This window comes from Longimicrobium sp. (assembly GCF_036554565.1).
Lineage (GTDB): Bacteria > Gemmatimonadota > Gemmatimonadetes > Longimicrobiales > Longimicrobiaceae > Longimicrobium.
On sequence record NZ_DATBNB010000646.1, the window covers coordinates 1 to 18,404 of the forward strand.

General features: G+C 70.4%; 20 protein-coding genes. 7 read left to right on the forward strand and 13 right to left on the reverse strand.

Features of this window, described 5'->3' with window-relative positions; all coding sequences use genetic code 11:
- Positions 1-177 precede the first annotated feature (177 nt).
- The 3 genes from VIB55_RS17865 to VIB55_RS17875 all read right to left on the reverse strand — a co-directional run bounded on the left by VIB55_RS17865 (position 178) and on the right by VIB55_RS17875 (position 1,668).
- On the reverse strand, positions 178-768 hold the full coding sequence (locus tag VIB55_RS17865; protein WP_331878025.1) for a DUF1003 domain-containing protein: 591 nt from the start codon (positions 766-768) through the stop codon (positions 178-180).
- A gap of 76 nt (positions 769-844) precedes the next feature.
- On the reverse strand, positions 845-1,117 hold the full coding sequence (locus tag VIB55_RS17870; protein WP_331878026.1) for a hypothetical protein: 273 nt from the start codon (positions 1,115-1,117) through the stop codon (positions 845-847).
- A complete protein-coding gene (locus VIB55_RS17875; RefSeq protein WP_331878027.1) occupies positions 1,114-1,668 on the reverse strand; it encodes a PepSY-associated TM helix domain-containing protein in 555 nt (184 codons plus the stop codon). The genes VIB55_RS17870 and VIB55_RS17875 overlap by 4 nt, the downstream gene beginning before the upstream one ends.
- Before the next feature lie 134 nt (positions 1,669-1,802).
- Here VIB55_RS17875 and VIB55_RS17880 point away from each other — a divergent pair, with 134 nt between their 5' ends.
- From VIB55_RS17880 to VIB55_RS17900, 5 genes are all read left to right on the forward strand, one after another.
- Positions 1,803-5,057, forward strand: coding sequence for a WD40/YVTN/BNR-like repeat-containing protein (locus tag VIB55_RS17880; protein ID WP_331878028.1), 3,255 nt, complete (start codon positions 1,803-1,805; stop codon positions 5,055-5,057).
- Between the two features lie 211 nt (positions 5,058-5,268).
- Positions 5,269-6,918, forward strand: coding sequence for a sensor domain-containing phosphodiesterase (locus VIB55_RS17885; RefSeq protein WP_331878029.1), 1,650 nt, complete (start codon positions 5,269-5,271; stop codon positions 6,916-6,918).
- Positions 6,919-7,422: 504 nt separating this feature from the next.
- Positions 7,423-9,111: a M28 family peptidase gene (locus tag VIB55_RS17890; RefSeq protein WP_331878030.1), complete on the forward strand. Its 1,689-nt coding sequence runs from the start codon at positions 7,423-7,425 to the stop codon at positions 9,109-9,111.
- Positions 9,112-9,194: 83 nt separating this feature from the next.
- The gene (locus tag VIB55_RS17895; protein WP_331878031.1) at positions 9,195-9,500 is read left to right on the forward strand and encodes a hypothetical protein; all 306 of its coding nucleotides are present in this window, start codon (positions 9,195-9,197) and stop codon (positions 9,498-9,500) included.
- Entirely contained in the window at positions 9,497-10,000 is a 504-nt protein-coding gene (locus VIB55_RS17900) for a GAF domain-containing protein (protein WP_331878032.1), read from the forward strand. Before VIB55_RS17895 ends, VIB55_RS17900 begins: the two co-directional genes overlap by 4 nt.
- A 101-nt stretch (positions 10,001-10,101) precedes the next feature.
- Here VIB55_RS17900 and VIB55_RS17905 read toward each other — a convergent pair whose 3' ends face one another.
- The 9 genes from VIB55_RS17905 to can all read right to left on the reverse strand — a co-directional run bounded on the left by VIB55_RS17905 (position 10,102) and on the right by can (position 15,742).
- Positions 10,102-10,554, reverse strand: a complete 453-nt coding sequence (locus VIB55_RS17905; RefSeq protein ID WP_331075032.1) for a hypothetical protein — start codon at positions 10,552-10,554, stop codon at positions 10,102-10,104.
- 159 nt (positions 10,555-10,713) lie between these two features.
- Positions 10,714-10,902 (reverse strand): hypothetical protein, encoded by a 189-nt coding sequence (locus VIB55_RS17910; protein ID WP_331878033.1) that lies wholly within the window; start codon positions 10,900-10,902, stop codon positions 10,714-10,716.
- 40 nt (positions 10,903-10,942) lie between these two features.
- On the reverse strand, positions 10,943-11,467 hold the full coding sequence (locus VIB55_RS17915) for a hypothetical protein (RefSeq protein ID WP_331878034.1): 525 nt from the start codon (positions 11,465-11,467) through the stop codon (positions 10,943-10,945).
- Positions 11,437-12,504 carry a hypothetical protein gene (locus tag VIB55_RS17920; protein WP_331878035.1) on the reverse strand — a complete coding sequence of 356 codons (1,068 nt, stop codon included), beginning with the start codon at positions 12,502-12,504 and terminating at the stop codon, positions 11,437-11,439. Before VIB55_RS17920 ends, VIB55_RS17915 begins: the two co-directional genes overlap by 31 nt.
- A 125-nt stretch (positions 12,505-12,629) precedes the next feature.
- The gene (locus VIB55_RS17925) at positions 12,630-13,451 is read right to left on the reverse strand and encodes an SDR family oxidoreductase (RefSeq protein WP_331878036.1); all 822 of its coding nucleotides are present in this window, start codon (positions 13,449-13,451) and stop codon (positions 12,630-12,632) included.
- Positions 13,452-13,555: 104 nt separating this feature from the next.
- The gene (locus VIB55_RS17930) at positions 13,556-13,825 is read right to left on the reverse strand and encodes a type II toxin-antitoxin system HicA family toxin (protein WP_331878037.1); all 270 of its coding nucleotides are present in this window, start codon (positions 13,823-13,825) and stop codon (positions 13,556-13,558) included.
- Positions 13,818-14,117, reverse strand: coding sequence for a hypothetical protein (locus VIB55_RS17935; protein WP_331878038.1), 300 nt, complete (start codon positions 14,115-14,117; stop codon positions 13,818-13,820). The genes VIB55_RS17930 and VIB55_RS17935 overlap by 8 nt, the downstream gene beginning before the upstream one ends.
- A 302-nt stretch (positions 14,118-14,419) precedes the next feature.
- Positions 14,420-14,980 (reverse strand): outer membrane beta-barrel protein, encoded by a 561-nt coding sequence (locus tag VIB55_RS17940; RefSeq protein ID WP_331878039.1) that lies wholly within the window; start codon positions 14,978-14,980, stop codon positions 14,420-14,422.
- A gap of 117 nt (positions 14,981-15,097) precedes the next feature.
- Positions 15,098-15,742 carry a carbonate dehydratase gene (gene can, locus VIB55_RS17945; RefSeq protein ID WP_331878040.1) on the reverse strand — a complete coding sequence of 215 codons (645 nt, stop codon included), beginning with the start codon at positions 15,740-15,742 and terminating at the stop codon, positions 15,098-15,100.
- 144 nt (positions 15,743-15,886) lie between these two features.
- Between can and VIB55_RS17950 the strand changes: the two genes are divergently transcribed.
- Positions 15,887-16,705 (forward strand): amidohydrolase family protein, encoded by an 819-nt coding sequence (locus tag VIB55_RS17950; protein ID WP_331878041.1) that lies wholly within the window; start codon positions 15,887-15,889, stop codon positions 16,703-16,705.
- Positions 16,698-17,405 (forward strand): GNAT family N-acetyltransferase, encoded by a 708-nt coding sequence (locus VIB55_RS17955; protein WP_331878042.1) that lies wholly within the window; start codon positions 16,698-16,700, stop codon positions 17,403-17,405. Before VIB55_RS17950 ends, VIB55_RS17955 begins: the two co-directional genes overlap by 8 nt.
- 452 nt (positions 17,406-17,857) lie before the next feature.
- Here the strand turns inward: VIB55_RS17955 and VIB55_RS17960 are convergent.
- Positions 17,858-18,404 (reverse strand): VOC family protein (locus VIB55_RS17960; RefSeq protein WP_331878043.1); only part of this gene is annotated, 547 nt, incomplete at its 5' end.

An 18,404-nucleotide genomic window follows, 5' to 3' on the forward strand; every position in this document is an offset into this window, starting at 1 on the left:
TCTGCACCGCCGCGGGGGCGCAGGCCGCGGCGGCCATCAGCGCCAGCGCGGCGGTCGGATTGCGGATCTGCATGATGATGCCTCGATCAGTGGATGTTCGGAGCGGTCCCGGATTCTTCGCCGCACGACCAGCTCCGGGCAAAATCGCAAGGAGCGACGGGATCGGCAACGTCCGGACTACGCCGCACCGTCGCGGCGGGGCTGGCCGTCGCGGCCGAAGTTGTTGGCGTTTTCCTCGATCTTGTCCAGCACCGCCTCGGGGTGCACGTCCTGGGCAAGCTCGTGCAGCTCGGGGTCCGCCGCCTCTTCGATCCCGAGCTTTTCCGCCATCCGGTGGACCAGCGCCAGCATCCGCGAGATCTCGTGCTCGGCCAGCAGGCTCACCTGCAGGTCCAGGTCGGCACGCTTGTCGGCCAGCTCGGCCATGCGGTTCTGGCTGATCAGCACGAAGGTGGAAAGGAAGATGGCTTCTACCGAGGCCGCCATCGCCAGGATGACGAACGACGGGTCGAACCGCGGCAGCCCCGGCACCAATCCCACGTTCACCACGATCCACGTGCCGAACAGCAGCAGGTGGATGTACACGAACCGCATGCTGCCGGTGAAGCCCGTGATGCGGTCGGCCACGCGTTCCGAGGTCCTCTTGCGGCGGTCTTCGGCGGCGCGGCGGGCCACCAGCGCGCGCACGTTGCGGTCGACCACGCGCGCCAGCCCGCGTTGCCGGTCCAGACGCGCGGCCGCGTCGTCCTGCTCTGCCTGATCCACCATCCGATCGCCTCTCCATTCGCGGGGTTCCGGGCCGCGGCGGGAAGGCAAATCGCGAACCAGCTACTCTGGAAGCCTCTTACCGCCCCCGGCCGGCCACCGCGCCCGCGGCCGCGCCGAGGAGGGCTCCCGCGACCATCGACCAGTGAACGGCGACGGCGCGCCACCCCTCCGTCCACAGCACCGGGGGATAGTGGGCGGCGGCGAGGGTGACGAGAATGCCGATCGAATGGCCGGCGGTCGCGCCCCAGAAGACGGCCCGGGCTCCCGGCGCGCGGCGGCGCAGGCGGTGGCCCAGCCACAGCAGCGCGACGGGAACCAGGAACAGGCCCGCCAGCAGTCCCCCGATCATCCGCGGCTCCGGGGATAGAGCCAGAGCCAGTAGCCGCTGATCACCAGGATAGCCAGCGCCACGGCGGCCAGGTCGCTCAGCAGGACCCCCTGGTCGCCGAAGATCTCGCCCGAGTGAAGCTTTTCCAGGAACACGTCGTTGCGCTCGCCCGCGTGCAGCACGCGTCCGCTGGCGAGATCCACCGTCACCTCGTGCACGGCGCGGTCGTCGAAGCGCACCTTTACGAAGCCGTTGCCCGGCCGCACGTCCATGCGGTCGATCCCCGCCGCCGCCACGGGTGCGGGAACGGCGCCCTCGGCGCGGCGCGCCAGCTCGGCGATGGGCAGCGAGGCGCCCAGCTCGCCCGCCCGCGGGTTCTGCACGTCGGGCATCAGCCCCAGCGGGCGCTTGTGGTTCAGGAGCACGCCGGTGACGCAGATGATCAGCACGATCCCCGTGGTGGCGACCCCCAGCCACAGGTGCGAGTAGAACATCCACCGCGCCCACCCCCGCCTGCCGCCTTTCGGCCGGGGCTCGGCGGGCCCCGTCCTCACCGTCTTCGTCGTTTGCATCCGCGTTGTCCCACTGAACGAGTATACGGAATACGTTCCGTGCACGATGGCAAGAAAGCTGCGGCGGCGCCTGCATCCCCCGGCGCCGCGCCGGGGGGCCTTCGCCGCAGTCCGGCACCGAACCCCCTGGATCCATGCACCGACTTCGCAGTGCAGTCGTCGCGCTCGCCCTGCTTGCCGCCCCCGCGCTCGCGGCGCAGGTGGAGCGCAACACGCCGCCGCCCACCGACACCGTGCGCTACCGCGGGGTGGCGTGGCGCAACCTGGGCCCCAACCGCGGCGGCCGCTCCATCGCCGTGGCGGGCAGCACCGCCCGGCCGCTGGAATACTACTTCGGCGCCACGGGCGGCGGCCTGTGGAAGACCACCGACGCCGGAACCACCTGGAGCCCCGTCACCGACGGAAAGCTGGGCAGCAGCAGCATCGGCGCGGTAGAAGTGTGCCAGCAGAACCCCGACGTGCTGTACCTGGGCACGGGCGAGACGCAGCTGCGAGGCAACATCCAGGCGGGCGACGGGGTGTACAAGAGCACCGACGCCGGCAAGACGTGGACGCACGTGGGGCTGCGCGAGTCGCGCAACATCGGCCGCATCCGCATCCATCCCACCAACTGCGACATCGCCTACGCGGCGGCCTTCGGCCACTACAGCGGGCCCAACGCCGAGCGCGGCATCTACCGAACCACCGACGGCGGGCAGACCTGGACGCGCGTGCTGCACCGCGACGAGCGCACGGGCGGCGTCGACATCTCCATCGACGTGCAGAACCCCAACGTCGTGTACGCCGCGCTCTGGGAAGCGTGGCGAAACCAGTGGGGAATGTCCAGCGGCGGCCCCGGCAGCGGCCTCTTCCGCAGCGACGACGGGGGCGCCAACTGGACCGAGCTCACGCGCATGCCCGGGATGCCGCGCGAGGGGCTGGTGGGCAAGATCGGCGTCTCCGTATCCCCGGCGGACCCCACCCGCGTGTACGCCATCGTGGAGCACGACTCGGGCGGCGTGTTCCGCTCCGACGACCGGGGCGCCACCTGGGAGCGGGTGAACACCGAGCGCAAGCTGCGGCAGCGGGCGTTCTACTACACCCGCCTGCTGGCCGATCCCAAGGACAAGGACCGCGTGTACGTGATGAACGTGGGCTTCTTCCGCTCGGACGACGGCGGCAAGACCTTTCCCACCTCCATCCGCACGCCGCACGGCGACAACCACGACCTGTGGATCGCCGCCGACGACAACCAGCGGATGGTGCAGGGCAACGACGGCGGCGGCAACGTCAGCGTCAACGGCGGCAAGACGTGGACGGAGCAGGACTATCCCACCGCGCAGATCTATCGCGTCGCCCTGACGGCACACGAGCCCGCGATGGCGTGCGGCGGCCAGCAGGACAACAGCACCGTGTGCGTTCCCATCCGCGGGTGGAACCACCTGAACGCCGGCGGGCGCAACTTCTTCGCGGTGGGCGGGTGCGAATCCGGCTACGTGGCCCCGCACCCCACGAACACCAGCGTCTACTACGCCGGGTGCTACGGCGGCTCGCTGGACCGCTTCGACCAGTCCACCGGGGCCAACCGCCCCGTGAACGTGTGGCCCGAGAACCCCATGGGCCAGTCGGCGTCGGACCTGCGCGAGCGGGTGCAGTGGACGTTCCCCATCGTCTTCGACCCGCACGATCCCAACACGCTGTACACCGGCACCCAGCACGTGTGGCGCACGACCAACGAGGGCCAGAGCTGGCAGCGCATTTCGCCGGACCTCACCCGTGCCGATCCCGCCACGCTGGGACCCTCGGGCGGGCCCATCACCCGCGACCAGACGGGGGTGGAAACGTACGGCACCGTGTTCACCATCGGGCCCAGCCCGCGGGAGCGGGGGGTGATCTGGACGGGCTCGGACGATGGCAAGGCGTACGTCACCCGCGACGGCGGCGCCACCTGGAGCGACGTGACGCCGGCGGCGCTGCCGGAGCAGACCAAGATCCACACGATGGAGCCGTCGCCGCACCGGGCGGGAACGGCGTACCTGGCCGGCAACCGCTTTCTGCTCGGCGACTTCCGGCCCTACCTGTTCCGCACCGACGACTACGGGCGGACGTGGACCTCCATCGCCAGCAACCTTCCCGAGGGCGACTTCCTGCGCTCCGTGCGCGAAGATCCGTCGCGCGCCGGGCTGCTGTACGCCGCGACGGAGCGGGGGATCTGGGTGTCGTGGAACGACGGGCGCGAGTGGGAGTCGCTGCGGCTGAACCTGCCCACGGTGCAGGTGTCGGACATCGCCGTGCGCGGCCCCGACATCGTGATCAGCACTCACGGCCGCTCGTTCTACGCGCTGGACGGCGGCGCTCACCTGCTGCGGCAGATGAACGACGTGCCGGCGCAGGCGTCCACCGCCCCGGCCCGGCGCACGGCGGCGGCGGGGCAGACGGGAACGCGCCTCTTCCGCCCGGCGGAGGCCATCCTGGGCGTGGACCGCGGCGTGACCGTCTACTACTCGCTGGCCCAGCCGGCGCGGCGGGTGACGCTGGATTTTCTGGATGCGCAGGGGCGGGTGATCCGCTCGTACAGCCACGACACGCGGCCGGACTCGGCGCGCAAGGCGGGCGCGGCGGGGGGCGCGGGCGAGGACGACGAGCAGCCGCGCGCCCAGCGGTTCGCGCCCAACCAGGTGGGGATGAACCGCTTCACGTGGAACCTTCGCCATCCCGGTCCCACCTCGTTCCCGGGGATGATCCTGTGGGCGGCCGACACGGCGACGGGGCCGCGGGTGGTGCCCGGCACCTACACCGTGCGGCTGACGGCGGATGGCCGCGAGCTGCGCCAGGACTTTGCCGTGCGGACGGACCCGCGCCTTCCCGGCGTGTCGATGGCGGACCTGCAGCGCCGCTTCGACTTCGCCATGCAGATCCGCAACCGGGTGAGCGAGGCGAACGACGCCGTGCTGCTGATCCGCGGGGTGCGCCAGCAGGTGCAGGACCGCCTGGGCCGCACGCAGGACGCGGGGATCAGGACGGCGGGCGAGGCGCTGCTGGCGCGCACGGCCGAGATCGAGGAACGGCTGTACCAGGTGCGCAACCAGAGCAACCAGGACCCGCTGAACTACCCGATCCGCCTGAACAACAAGCTGGCGGCGCTGATGAGCCACGTGGAAGAGGCCGACGCCGCGCCCACGGCGCAGTCGTACGAGGTGTTCACGGCGCTCTCCGCGCAGCTGGACCGCGAGCTCTCGGCGCTGAACCAGGTGTGGACGCAGGACCTGGAGGCGTTCAACCGCCTGCTGCGCGCCAAGCGGCTTCCGCCGGTGACCCGCACGCCGCTGCGCGTGGAGGAAGACGGGCCGGGGAACGGCCGCGGCACGGCGGAAGAAGAGGAGGAGGAGGGAGAAGCACGGCGCTGGTGACGGCGCCCCTTCCCCGGGCCCTCGCCGCAGGGTACTGCCGTGCGGGGAGGGGAGATCCCGGAGGCGTGCGGTAGCGAGAGTCTTGGAAGGGCGGCGGGGCGCGCGGGGAGGATCCTGCGCGCCCCGCCCCGTTCCATCTGTCGCCGGCGGAGCGGCCCGAGCCGTGCATTATGAGGAACGTCCGTTCCTCTCGCCTCGAACCGGCCGCCCCATGAACGTTACTGCCTCGCGGTACCTGTCCGTCGCGCGCAACGCCCTGGGGATGGACCTGGCGTGGCTCTCGGAGCACAACGGGCCCCAGCAGGTGCTGCAGGCGGTGGATGGAAACGCCGCGCCCTTCAACGTGGCCGCGGGCGACGCGCTTTCGTGGGAGGGCTCGTTCTGCACCCGGGTGCTCGACCATCGCCTCCCCGCCGCCATCCCCGACACCCGCGCCAACCCGGTGACGGCCGGGCTGGCGGTCACCGAGCAGGTGGGGATCGGCTCGTACATCGGCAGCCCCGTGCGCCTGCCCGACGGCACGCTGTACGGCATGCTCTGCTGCATCAGCCGGGGGCCGCACACCGAGCTGCAGGACCACCACGTGCGCCTGCTGGAGGCGCTGGCCGGGTCGCTGGGCGCCGAGATGGCCGACGAGGCACAGCGCCGCGGCGCCCCCGAATCGCCGCACTTCCGGATTCCCCGCGCCATCGGGGGCGAGGGGCTGCGCGTGGTCGTTCAGCCCATCGTGGAGCTGGCGACCATGTGCGCCGTGGGGGTGGAGGCGCTGACGCGGTTCGACGTGGCACCCACGCGGCCGGACGTGTGGTTCGCCGAGGCGGCGGAGCTGGGGCTGGGGCTGCTGCTGGAGATGGCGTCCGTGCGCGCCGCGCTGGCCCTGCTGCCGGAGCTGCCGGAGCCGCTGTACCTGTCCGTGAACGTCTCGCCCGCCACGCTCTCCAGCGGCGAGCTGCTGCAGGCGCTCTCGCAGGTAGACGCGAGCCGCGTGCTGGTGGAGGTGACGGAGCACAGCTCCGTCGCCGACTACGACACGCTGCTGGCCGGCGCGGACGTGCTGCGGCGGATGGGTGCGCGCATCGCCGTGGACGACGCCGGCGCGGGGTACGCCAGCTTCCGCCACATCCTCGCGCTGCGCCCCGACGTCATCAAGTTCGACCGCGAGATGGTGACGCAGCTGGACGTGGACCCGGCGCGCCGGGCGCTGGTGGGTGCGCTGGTGTCGTTCGCTGCGCAGATGGGCGCCACGCTCGTAGCCGAGGGCGTGGAAACGCCGGGCGAGCTGGACGTGCTGGCGCAGCTGGGCGTGTCGTGCGGGCAGGGATACTACCTGGCGCGTCCCGGCCCGCTCCCCCTTCCCGAGATTTCGGCGCGACCCGCCTCGCTGCGGCGGGCGTTGGCCACGGCAGCCCACGACGACGAGCCGCCGCTGGAGGAATCCGTGCAGGCCGTCCTGCGGGAGGTGGTTACGCGCACCGGGCTGGACGTGAGCTACCTGACCGTGTGGGACCCGGAGCGCGAAACGCTGGAGCACCGAATCGTCTACGATCCCCAGGAGCTGGGCGTGCGCGTGGGGGTGAGCCTGCCGTTCAGCGACACCCCGTGCTACCGCTGCCAGCAGGCGGGAATCCTGTGGACGGCCGACGTGCAGAACGACCTCGCGGGGACGCTGCTGGACGGCACGGACCTGCGCACCTTCGTTTCCGTCCCCGTGCTGGGCCCCGCCGGAACGATGGCGGGAACCCTGTGCGCCGTCGGACGCCGGCGCCGATACCTGAGCGACCCCGTTCTGCGCCACGTGGAGCAGCTCGGCGGACGCATCGCCGAGCTGCTGGCCCGGGCGGAAGCGGCGCGTCCGCGATAGGCGTGCGCGGAGGAGAGACTGCGATCGCGTTTGGGCTGGCTCTGGCGAAAGCCGCGGCCGCCCCCTCTCCCGGCCTCTCCCCCATAAACCCCATGGGGGAGAGGAGAATTCGCTTGCGCTCCGGCTGGCCCGACGCACGCGACTGGCTCCCTTCCCCCGCGCAGTTTGCGGGGGAAGGGCTGGGGATGGGGGGCCCCGGCCCGCGTACCACACCAGCCGAAGCGCACCCAACTACGCGAGCAGTCCGCGAAGGCGGACTTCGTGCAGTTGGAGCCGCGACTTCAGTCGCCCCAGCAGGGCCGAGGCCTCGCACGCCAGAGCGGGTGAACCCAGCAGGGCCGAGGCCACCGCATTGGTGACCGCTGCCGCGCCCGGACTGGTACGTGTCCCCGGCTAGATCCTTCGGCCCGCGAAGGATGTGCTGCGGGCAGGCAGGGTGCGCCTGGGCCTCAGGATGACAATGTGTGGCGCGGCAAAGACTTACACTCTCTCGCGAGGACGTGGATGAAGGCACGGACGTACGGATTCGGCGCACTGATCCTCCTGGCCAGCGTGGGATGCGCGGCGGCGCCGGCGATGCAGCGTGTGGCGGCGTACGCCTCGTCCACCACGGCCGAGGCAGCAGCGGCGGCGATCAGCGGCGAGGTGCTGCTGCGCGACATCAGCGAGCTTGCGTCGGACCGGTTCCTGGGGCGCGCGGTGGCGACCGCGGGCGAGGACTCCGCCATCAGCTACATCGCCCGGCGCTTCCGCGAGATGGGGCTGGAGCCGGGGATGCCCGGCGGAAGCTACCTCCAGCGCGTTCCCCTGGTGGCCACCACGTCGCGCGTGGAGGCGCGGGTGCAGGCGGGCGGACGCACCCTCCCGTGGCGGCAATTGGAGGAGATGGTCACGTGGTCGCTCCGCCCCGACACGCTGGTGAGAGTGGACGACTCCGACATCGTGTTCGTGGGCTATGGCGTGGTGGCGCCCGAGCTGGGCTGGGACGACTTCAAGGGCGTGGACGTGCGCGGCAAGACGGTGGTGATGCTGGTCGGCGATCCGCCCGTTCCCGACCCGCGCGACAGCACTCGCCTGGATCCGCAGGTGTTCCGCGGCGCAGCGATGACGTACTACGGGCGCTGGACCTACAAGTACGACATCGCCGCCGAGCGCGGGGCCGCCGCCGTCCTGCTGGTGCACCAGACCGGGCCCGCCGGCTACCCATGGAGCGTGGTGCAGGGCAACGTGCGCGAGCGCTTCGAGGTGGAAGGGGCCCGTCCGCACGTGCCGGTGGAAGGATGGATCCAGCTGGAGGTCGCGCGCAGCCTGTTCGGGGCGGGGGGCCACGACTTCGCCGCGCTGGAGCGGGCGGCGCGCACGCGCGAGTTCCGCCCCGTGTCCCTGGGCGCGCGGGCGAGCTTCCACGTCCGCAACGCCGTCCGCCGCGTGGCCTCGCATAACGTGGTGGCGCGCATCCCCGGCTCCGATCCACAGGTGCGCGGGCAGGGCGTGCTGTTCACCTCGCACTGGGACAGCTTCGGCATTGGCCGGGCGATCGCCGGCGACTCCATCTACAACGGCGCGCTGGACGATGCCACGGGCGTGGCGTGGATGCTGTCGCTGGCGAAGGCCTACAAGTCGATGAATCCCGCGCCGCGCCGGTCGCTCGTGTTCGTGGCCTTCACCGCGGAGGAGGCGGGGCTGCTGGGCGCGCGCTACTACGCATCGCATCCCGTGATTCCGCTGGACAGCACGCTGGCCAACATCAACATGGACGCGATGAACCCGTGGGGGCGCACGCGGTCGCTCGTGAGCCTGGGATACGGGCAGACCTCGCTGGAAGACCTGCTGGCCCGCTACGCCGCGCGGCAGGGCCGCACCGTGGTGCCCGATCCCGAGCCGGAGAAGGGCTACTTCTATCGCGCCGACCACCTGGAGCTGGCGCGCGGCGGCGTTCCCGCGCTCTCGTTCCTCTTTCCGGGGACCGACTACGTGCACCCGGATCCGGGCTACGGCGAGCGAGTGCGCGGCGCCTACATCCGCGACGACTACCACAAGCCCAGCGACGAGGTGAAAGCCGACTGGGACATGGCGGGAATCGTCGACGACACGCAGCTTACCTTCTGGGTGGGGCTGGACGTGGCGAACGGGCGCGAGTGGCCCACGTGGATGCCGGGCTCGGAGTTCCGCGCGGTGCGCGAATCGCGGTAGATGAATCCGCGCGGATGCGTGGGATCGTACACGGAGTGTGGATGCCGCCCATGACCAGTTTCCCGGGTTCCCCAACGATGCTCGTGCCCGACCGACCGCCGCCCCTGCCGGGGTACCAGCTTCACCAGCCCACCGAGGCCGACGCGGTGGGGGCCCTTCACCGCGTCTTCGGCGCCGAGCGCGCCGCGGAGCGGTGGGTCGCCGCCTGCCGGGCCGCGGGACTGGTTCCCGGGATGGTGTTCGGCGCGCCGCAGCTGGAGCAGGTGGTGAAAGCCCTCTCCACACAGGGCGGCGCGACCGCCACGGTGGCCCGTTCCATCGAGATCCGCATGCGCACCTACGCGCGGCTCGCCAGCCAGGCCACGCTCATGGCCGGAGGACAGCGATGATCCCCGATCCGCTCTTCGACGAGCAGCGCCTCCAGGAGATCCACGACCTGGACCTGCTCTCGCCGGACGTAGACCCCATCCTGCAGGACGTCGCCGACGAGGCCGCGTCGCGCCTGGGGCTGCCCGTGTCGCTGATCAGCGTGGTGCTGGACGAGGCGCTGCACGTGGCGGGAATGCACGGGCCGGAGGGGCTGTGGCTGGCGGAAACGCGCGGGCACCCGGTGGAGTGGTCGTTCTGCGCCACCTCGGTGCGCACCCGCGACGCCTTCGTGGTGGAGAACGCGGAGACGCACCCCGACCATCAGCACAACCCGCTGGTCACCCAGGACGGCGTGCGGTGCTACGCGGGCGTTCCGCTGATCTCGTCGCGCGGGTTCGTGCTGGGCAACCTGTGCGTGGTGGGGCTGGAGCAGCGCTCCTTCAGCGAGGCAGACGTGGCCGTGCTCCGTGAGCTGGCGGACGAAGCCGTCCGCCGCATCGAGGCCCGCCGCATCGCCTGACGCAGCCCGGCACAGGAGACGAGCACGCCCGCTCGGCCATCTGCCGAGCGGGCGTGTGTGCGTTCATTCACATGCCTCCACCCAAGAAGGCTACCGCCCCTCTAGCGGTGACTCCACAGGTACAGGGCGGCCGCGATGGGGGTGAACACCCAGTAGTCGCGCGGCATGATCCACACCCAGGTGGGCGCGTGCCACCAGATGTGCTCCCGCCGGAACTTCCGCAGGCCGAAGGCCGGGTTCATCACGAACCACAGAAAGTCTTCCGCCACCCAGAACAGGATCAGCCACGCCACGATGCGCGCCTCGCCCTTCCACGTGGGCGCGGCGAAGCCCAGCGCGAACGGCAGGTGCACCACCAGCGTGACGAAGACGTGCACGTAGAAGTGGTACCCCGTCAGCGGCCGCGAGCTGAAGAACAGCCGCGTCCAGCGGTTCTCCACCCGCCAGGTGGGGAGGGCGGCGGCCCACCCCGCCGTTCCCTCGATCTGAATCTCCAGCTGCGCGAACGCGGCCCCCGCGGCCAGGACCATCGCGAAAAAAGACAGGTGCTCCAACGGCGCGTCTCCTGTTCGTGCAAAAGGGTGATCAGACGGGCGGCGGGGCGGAGCACGACGTGTGCTCCGCCCCGCTTTGCGTCAGCTGGCGTACGGCAGGCCGCCGCGACGGCGGGGGGGGGAAGCAGATGCGCGGCCTGCCGTACCCCCGTCAGCGGCTCAGCAGCAGGGCCCGTTGGAGGGGTTGCACTTTCCGCCGCAGTACCCGCCGCTTCCGTCCACCCAGTATTGCAGTTCCGAGCCCTCGCCCTCCACGGCGTGCGCGCGGTCCGCCGCCCACCCGATGCCGCCCATCAGTCCTGCCGCCGCCAACACGATCCAGCGAGCCCGCTTCAGCTTGGAGATCATTTGGTGATCCTGGTCACGAGTAGTAAAGAAAACCTCACGGTCACTGAGCTTCCCCCGTCCCGCCCTGCCCCGCCAATGCTTGCCGCAGCGCCGGACGGACGGCCGCCAGGCGCCCCGCCACGCGCGACTCCGAGTCGCCCGCAAAAAAGATCCTTTCGATTCTGCCGTCCTTCAGCAGGTACATCGCCGGGGTTCGCGCCGCCCCGAAACGGTCGCGGTAGGCGCCCCTGTCCAGGAAGGCCAACTCGGCCTTCACCCTCTCGCGGCGGAAGAACGCCGGAACCCACCCCTGGTGCGTCGTTCCCACGGCCACCGCGACCACGGCGACCTCCGGATGCGACGCCTGCACCCGCCGCAGCTCGGCCGCCGGGGCGGCGCAGGTCAGGTAGTCCTCGGTCCGGAACACCCAGGCGAGCACCGGCTGCCCGGGTTTCCCGGCCGCGATCGGAAACACGTCGCCGGGTCCCGGAGCGGGGCGCGCCCGGCCCGCGGCCGCCACCGTCACCAGCGCGGCGAGGGCCAGGCCGGTGGCGATCAGCGCGCCCTTAGTTGCGCGACGGCCCATACGCTGGGCACCTCCGAGGCAGGATGGACGAAATAGAGCGCGCCGCTCCGCGGATCGGTGGCCAGCAGCTGCGGCGTGTCCCGCAGTTCGAAGAGCCGCCGGCCCTCGGCCGACATGCGCAGCAGCCGCCAGTGGATGGCCGGGCCGTCCCGGTCCTGGTACTGGATCAGCCACCCGCCGTCACCGGTCCGGAATGCGTGCGAGACCAGCGAAAAGGAGCTGAGCCAGGCGTGCGTCTGCTCGCGCGTGGGCCGCCGCGGCATGCTGGCGCGTGGGGAGCGGAAATGCTGAAAGGGGATGGCGATGCGGCCCAGCGGCGCACCCGAGGGAGAAAGGAGCGACAGGGTGTCGCTGAGCGAATGCACGAGGGCGATGGTGTCGCCGTACACGGTGGCGTCAGCGAACCCCGCGGTCATGGAGCTTCCGCGGGCCATCCCGGGCGCGCCGGGGTCGGGATGGAAGCGCCGGAGCACGCGCCCCGTGCGGGGATCGAACAGGTGCAGCAGCGGACCCGCCTTGTCGCGGCCCCGGCCCACCAGCAGGAGCAGGGAGCCGCCGATGACCTCGGCGTCGTACAGCGGCATCACTTCCGTCTGCCAGGTGCGCAGCACGCGCGCCCCCGCCGAGTCGTAGACGGCCAGCTTCCCCGAAACGTCGACGGCGGCGATTTCGCCCGACGAAAGCCGCAGCGCCGCCACCAGCCCGTCGAACTCGCCGGGTCCTCTCCCCCGTGCGCCGAACTGGCCCCGCAGCCGCCCGGCCGGGTCGTACAGCCGGCCCTGCGCTTCGCGCCGGTCGGCCACCAGGAACCCGCCGCCCGGATCGTGGTGAAGCACGGGGGCCACGGTGATCACCGTTTCGCTTTCCTGCAGCCGGATTTCCGGTCCCCAGGTTACGACATCGTCCAGCTTGCGCGTGGGCCACGCCTGGGGCCCGGCCTCGGCCTCGGAACACGCGGCCACGCCGACGATCAGCAGCGCCGCGGCCCTTTGGCGGACGGGGTTCCTCCTGGGCGGGCAGGTGGGGAGGGGTTGCACGCGGGGCCGGGTCGGGGGAGGGGGACGCGCGGTCGAAGCGCGTGTCTCCATACGTAAGTTCCCGACCCTCAGGCCGTCAATAGCGGAATCTTCATGTCCTGAAAAGTGCGGAGCAGCCCTCTGCGTCAGGGCATCGTCAGCCCGCCATCCAGCGCCACGTACTGGCCCGTGGCAAAGCCCATCAGGTCCGACGCCAGCGCCGCGACCGCGCGGCCGATGTCGTGCGGCTCGCCCAGACGGCGCAGGGGCGTGGCGCCGCGCACGATCTCCTGCACCTCGGGGGTGGTGGGCTCCGACGCCGCGGTGGTCATGATCAGCCCGCCCGCGATCATGTTCACGGTGACGTTCTCCGGCCCCAGCTCCGCCGCCAGGTTGCGGCTGAAGCCCAGCAGGGCGCTCTTGGCCGTGGTGTAGGCGTGGTACTGCACCACGGGATGGGTGATGAGGTTGGTGAGGATGTTCACGATGCGCCCGCCGCCGCGCGCCCGGAAGTGGGGAAGCACGGCCTGGCAGGTGTTCACGGCGGCGCGCACGGTGCCGTCGATCTGCTCCTGGAAGCCCCCCCACTCCATCGTCTCGAAGCGCGGGTTGGCGACGGGATCGAAGCGGTAGTTGAAGAGCGCGTTGTTGACGAGCACGTCCACCCCGCCGAACTCCTCCGCCAGCCGGTCCGCCATCGCCCGGACGGCGTGTGGATCGCGCACGTCTGCCGCCAGCGCCACGGCCCGGCCGCCCGCCGCCTGGATGGACGACACCACCTCGCCCGCCGCATCGGGGCTCTGGAAGTAGTTGACGCCCACCGCGGCCCCGTGCGCCGCCAGCTCCCGCGCGATCGCCGCGCCGATCCCCCGCGAGGCGCCGGTTACCAGCGCCACCTTTCCGTTCAGCAGCATCCCGTCGATCTCCCTGTGGCCGTGGCGGTTGAGTGCCCGCAGCGTGGCAATCACCGGGCCGGGCGCGCGTGGAATGCCGGTTTCAGGACGAGACGCTGTGGCTGAGCCACGCGCTGATGGCGGAGCTGGATGGGGAACGATGAATGTGCGGGCAACGCTCAGAGGCTGCCCGCCGCCTTTGTCTCGTACGTTTTCTGGTCGAGAGGGCAATCGACAAGATCCAGAAACTCGTTCCGGGAAACCCCGCACTGCTTTGCCATCTGCGCAAGAAGCGATGTGTTGAGCTCCCGCCTACCGTGGCTCGTTTTCGTCCGTATCCTGGACTTGAGGCCTGCTTGGGTGTGGTAGACGAAGTAGCGGTGGTGCGTGTCTACCTGGCGAAATCCCTTCCGCCGGAGAGCCGCCTCTACATCGATCTGCTTACGCATCGTCACCCTGCACGGCCAGGCGTTCGCGAAGCAGTCTGCCGAGCGACGCGGCACCGGCGGTAAGCTGCGCCTCGTCTGCTTCCGCGTACTCCAGCCACATCATCTCGATCTGCTCGATTAGATCCGTGAGCACGTCTGCGCACGTCCCGCCGTAGGCGTGGATGTCCAACTCGGCATCATGAACCACCAGCAGCTGCCCGTCCGTCCGGTCGACGGGAAATGCGCGCGCTCCGTCCCTGAACCGCAGACGCCGTCTCGTGCCCGAGATTTCTTCCAGAATGATCGGTGACACGTTCCGCCTCCCGGTTTTTGATCCATCCGCCGCAGTCCGGCTCCCGGACCCGTGCTTCACACCATAGCAGCTGTTCGGCACCTGCGGAAGTCCTTTGTGGAGCTACACTTGACGCCAGCGTGCGGAGCGTGGCACTGGCGATGCCGGTGTGGCCTGTTCTCCCGCGGAATCTCTCATCTATGGCCGTATTCACGCGTCCCTGGCTGGCCATGCACCGTTCAGTCGGCGTTCGGCCCGAGCAAAAACCCCGGACGCGCGGGTGCGCGTCCGGGGCTGAGGTGATCCGCCGATGAGGGGTGTGTCTACAGCCGCAGCCTGAAGCCCATGTTCAGGCCGGTGGAAGAGTACCCATTGCCGCTGCCGGGGTCCTGGTGCGGGGCCACCATCCGGGAGAACCGCCCGGCCGAGTGCGACAGGCCCGCATCCAGCGCCACGCGGCGGTTCAGCGAGTACTCCAAGCCCGCGCCGGCGACGATGCCGGCGCCCACCCCGTGGCGGTCGCCATCCACCATCACGCCGCGGCTGGCGGCTGCCTCCACGTACGGCCGCAGGCGCTGCGACGCATCGCCGAAGGTGTAGCGCGCCCCAAGCGCCGTCTGCCCGTGCTGGTAGCCGTAGTCGTACCGCAGAAAGGCCGACACCTTTTCGCTGACCCCGTAGCGAAGCGTCAGCCCCAGGCCGCTCTTAGTCGGGGTTGCGCCCTGCTCGACGGCCGAGCTCAGCCGGCTGCCGCTCAGCGTCATTCCCAGCGAAAAGCCGCGGCCGTCGGAGCGCGCCGGCGGGTCGGAGGAGTGCTGGGCGGTTGCGGATTGCGCGGACAGTGCGATGGAGAGGACTGCGAGACTCACCAGGTTTCGGATCATGTGGCTCTCCCGGGAAAGGAGCTGGATGGATACCGCCGGAACGGAATCCGGCGGAGCGGGTCGGTTTCCGGCGTACCACGCCGGGCGCGCCCGCGTTCCATGCATCCCGGGGAAAGCCTATCCGCCCAGCCGCTCCACGGCCGCGTCGCGCACGGACAGCAGCTCGTCGGCGTTGGTCACGGTCGTGTTCAGGTCGCGGATGACGCCGTCCTGCAGGCGGTAGATCCACCCGTGCACCGCCAGCTCCTGGCCGCGCGCCCACGCATCCTGCACGATGGTCGTCTGCCCCACGTTGGAGGCCTGCTCGATCACGTTCAGCTCGCACAGGCGGTCCAGGCGCGTGTCGTCGGGCAGGGGCTCCAGCCGCTCCCAGTGCTTGTCGCGGACGTCCTGCACGTGACGCAGCCAGTTGTTGATCAGGCCCAGCTTCATGTTCTCCAGCGCGGCGCGCACGCCGCCGCAGCCGTAGTGGCCGGTGACGATCACGTGCTTCACCTGCAGCACGTCTACCGCGAACTGCAGCACCGACAGGCAGTTGAGGTCGGTGTGCACCACCACGTTGGCCACGTTGCGGTGAACGAACAGCTCGCCGGGAAGCAGGTTCACGATCTGGGTGGCCGGCACGCGGCTGTCGGCGCACCCGATCCACAGGTACTCGGGCGACTGCGTGTTCGAAAGCCGCGAAAAGAACTCCGGGTCACGGTCCGTCATCGACTGCGCCCATTCGCGGTTCTGCTTGAGAAGGCGGTTCAGCACGCGCACCCCTGTCTGCTGTCTGTCGTTGATTCCCCATCCCTCGCGGGCGGGGGACAACATAGCGCTCCACTCGTTCCGCATCCACTCCGGCCGCGGGGGTGGTACGCTCCCTGCCAGCCAACCAGCCCGCACCCGCAACCCGGACCACGTTTGATCATCGACTGCCACACGCACCTCAACCGCTACGTCGAAAGCCAGCCGGTTTCGCTGGCCGAACGCTACGCGCAGCTCCACGCCGACATGGACGCCAACGGCGTGCAGCACGCGGTGGTGCTCTCATCGTACACCATCAACGCCGACCGGCCCAGCACCGACGAGCTGCTGGCGCTGATGGAGGGCGACGCGCGCGTGAGCGTGGTGGCCGGCGTGAGCGTGCCGCACCTGGGGAGCGACCAGGTGATGCACCTGCGCCGCCTGCTCGAAACGCGGCGCATCGTGGGGCTCAAGCTGTATCCCGGCTACCAGCCCTTTCACCTGTACGACCGCGCCGTGCACCCCGTGTACGAGCTGGCGGGCGACTTCGACGTGCCGGTGATGGTGCACACGGGCGACACCTTCAACCCCAAGGCCAAGGTCCGCTACACGCACCCCATGGAGGTGGACGACGTGGCCGTGGACTTCCGCGAGGTCACCTTCGTCCTTTGCCACATGGGAAATCCCTGGTTCGTCGATGCCATGGAAGTAGTCTACAAGAACGAGAACGTGCTGGGCGACATCTCGGGCCTTACCCTGGGCACCTTCGAGCCGCGGTACGAGCGGATGGTGACGGGAAAGATCGACGAAGCCCTGGCCTTCATCAACAATCCATCGAAGCTGATGTTCGGCACCGATTGGCCCATCTCCGACATGGGCAGCTACCTGGCGTTCGCCGCCAAGCTCGAGACCACGGACGACGAGCGCGAGGGAATGATGTGGCGCAACGCCGCGCGCGTCTTCCGCATCCCGGTCCAGGAGCAGGCCGATGGATGACCTGGACGGGCGCCTGGTGGTGCTGGACGACGAGCGGAAGCCGCTGGCGCGCCAGGCGCTGGAGCTGATCGCCCAGGCCATTGGCGACGTGCAGCCCGTGGGCGAGCTGCTGGCGGAGCTGGAGGAAGCGCGCCTGGGGATGCCGTCCGGCGGCGACTACCACCTGCTGACGTACGTGGATGACGACGGCAAGCCAATGGCCGCCGCCGCGGGCGTGTACCTGAAGGGTGTCAACGCGGGGTTCATCACCTACCTGGCCGTCCGCAAGGACCAGCGCGGCGCGCACCTGGGCCGCCGTCTGCGCGCGCACGTGGTGCAGGCCATGCGCGACGAGGCGCTGCGCACCACCGGGCAGGACCTGGCGTGGATCGTGGGCGAGGTGAGGCAGGAAAGCCCGTGGCTCAAGACGCTGGTGCGCGACGGCGAGGCGATTCCCTTCGACATGCCGTACTTCCACCCGTGGCAGTCGCGCCGCGGCCACGCGCGCTACGTGCTGTACCGCGAGCCCGTTTCCGATCCGCGCCCGGAGCTGGGCTCCGACGAGGTGCTGCGGCTGCTGTACAACATCTACCGCCGCGCCTACCGCCTGCGCTTTCCGCTGCACAGCGACAACTTCTGCTTCATGCTGGGAGACCTGGAGGGGCGGGAAACCGTGGGGGTGCATGCCAATTTCGAGGAGGTCCTGGGCGAGGGGGACTAGGCCAAACCCGGTAGTTCGATGGGCGGTGGTGCATGCCGCGGCGGGCCCCTCCCCCGACCCCTCCCCCGGCAAACTGCGCCGGGAGAGGGGAGAGATCTGGTCGAGGCTCGACAGGCTGCCTCGCATGCTGCGGGAGCCCCCTCCCCCCGACCCCCGTCCCCGCCCCCGTCCCCCGACCCCCGCTGCGCAGGGGAGGGGGAGACCTGAACCTCGCTTCGGCTAGCCTCGCGCACCCTACTCCGCGTGCAGTCCGCGAAGGCGGACTTCGGGCCGTCGTTGCCGCGAATTCATTCGCCCCAGCACGGCAGAGGGCGTGCTCCCCAGCCGATGACGCGTAAAACTCTGAAGTGTACCCCCTCTCCCACGCTGTTTGTGGGAGAGGGTGGACGAGCATAAGCGAGGACGGGTGAGGGCCCCAGCGGAGCCGAGGCCGCGCCCCGTACTCCGCACCCTCACCCGTCCATCATCCGCTCACCCAGGGGCGCCAGCGCCGCGCCGATCTCATTGCGGTTCGGCTCCAGCCATGCCGGCAGCTTCAGCTCCGTCCCCAGCGCCTCCTCGTCTACCCCGAAGCCGGGGCCGTCGGTGGCGATCTCCAGCAGCAGCCCGTCCGGCGCGCGGAAGTAGATGCTGTTGAAATAGGTGCGGTCCATCACCGGCGACGGCTGCACGCCCAGCGAGTGCAGGTGGTCCAGCCAGGCCCCCTGCTCGTCATCGTTCCGCGCCCGGAAGGCCACGTGGTGCGTCTGGCCCACGCCGCCGCGCGCGCGCTTGTAGTGCGACGGCCAGCCGAACAGCGTCCACGAGCTGTGTGGCGCCACCGTCTTCCCGTCGTAGCTGCCCCAGAAGTAGTGCAGCATGTCGGGCGCGTCGCGGTTGGTGGTCTTCTTGATCATCTTCAGCCCCAGCGCGGCCTCGTAGAACTCGCCCGCGCGCTCCAGGCTGTCGGTGATGCCGCTGATGTGGTGAATCCCCTGCAGCGCCATGTCGGGGGTGATC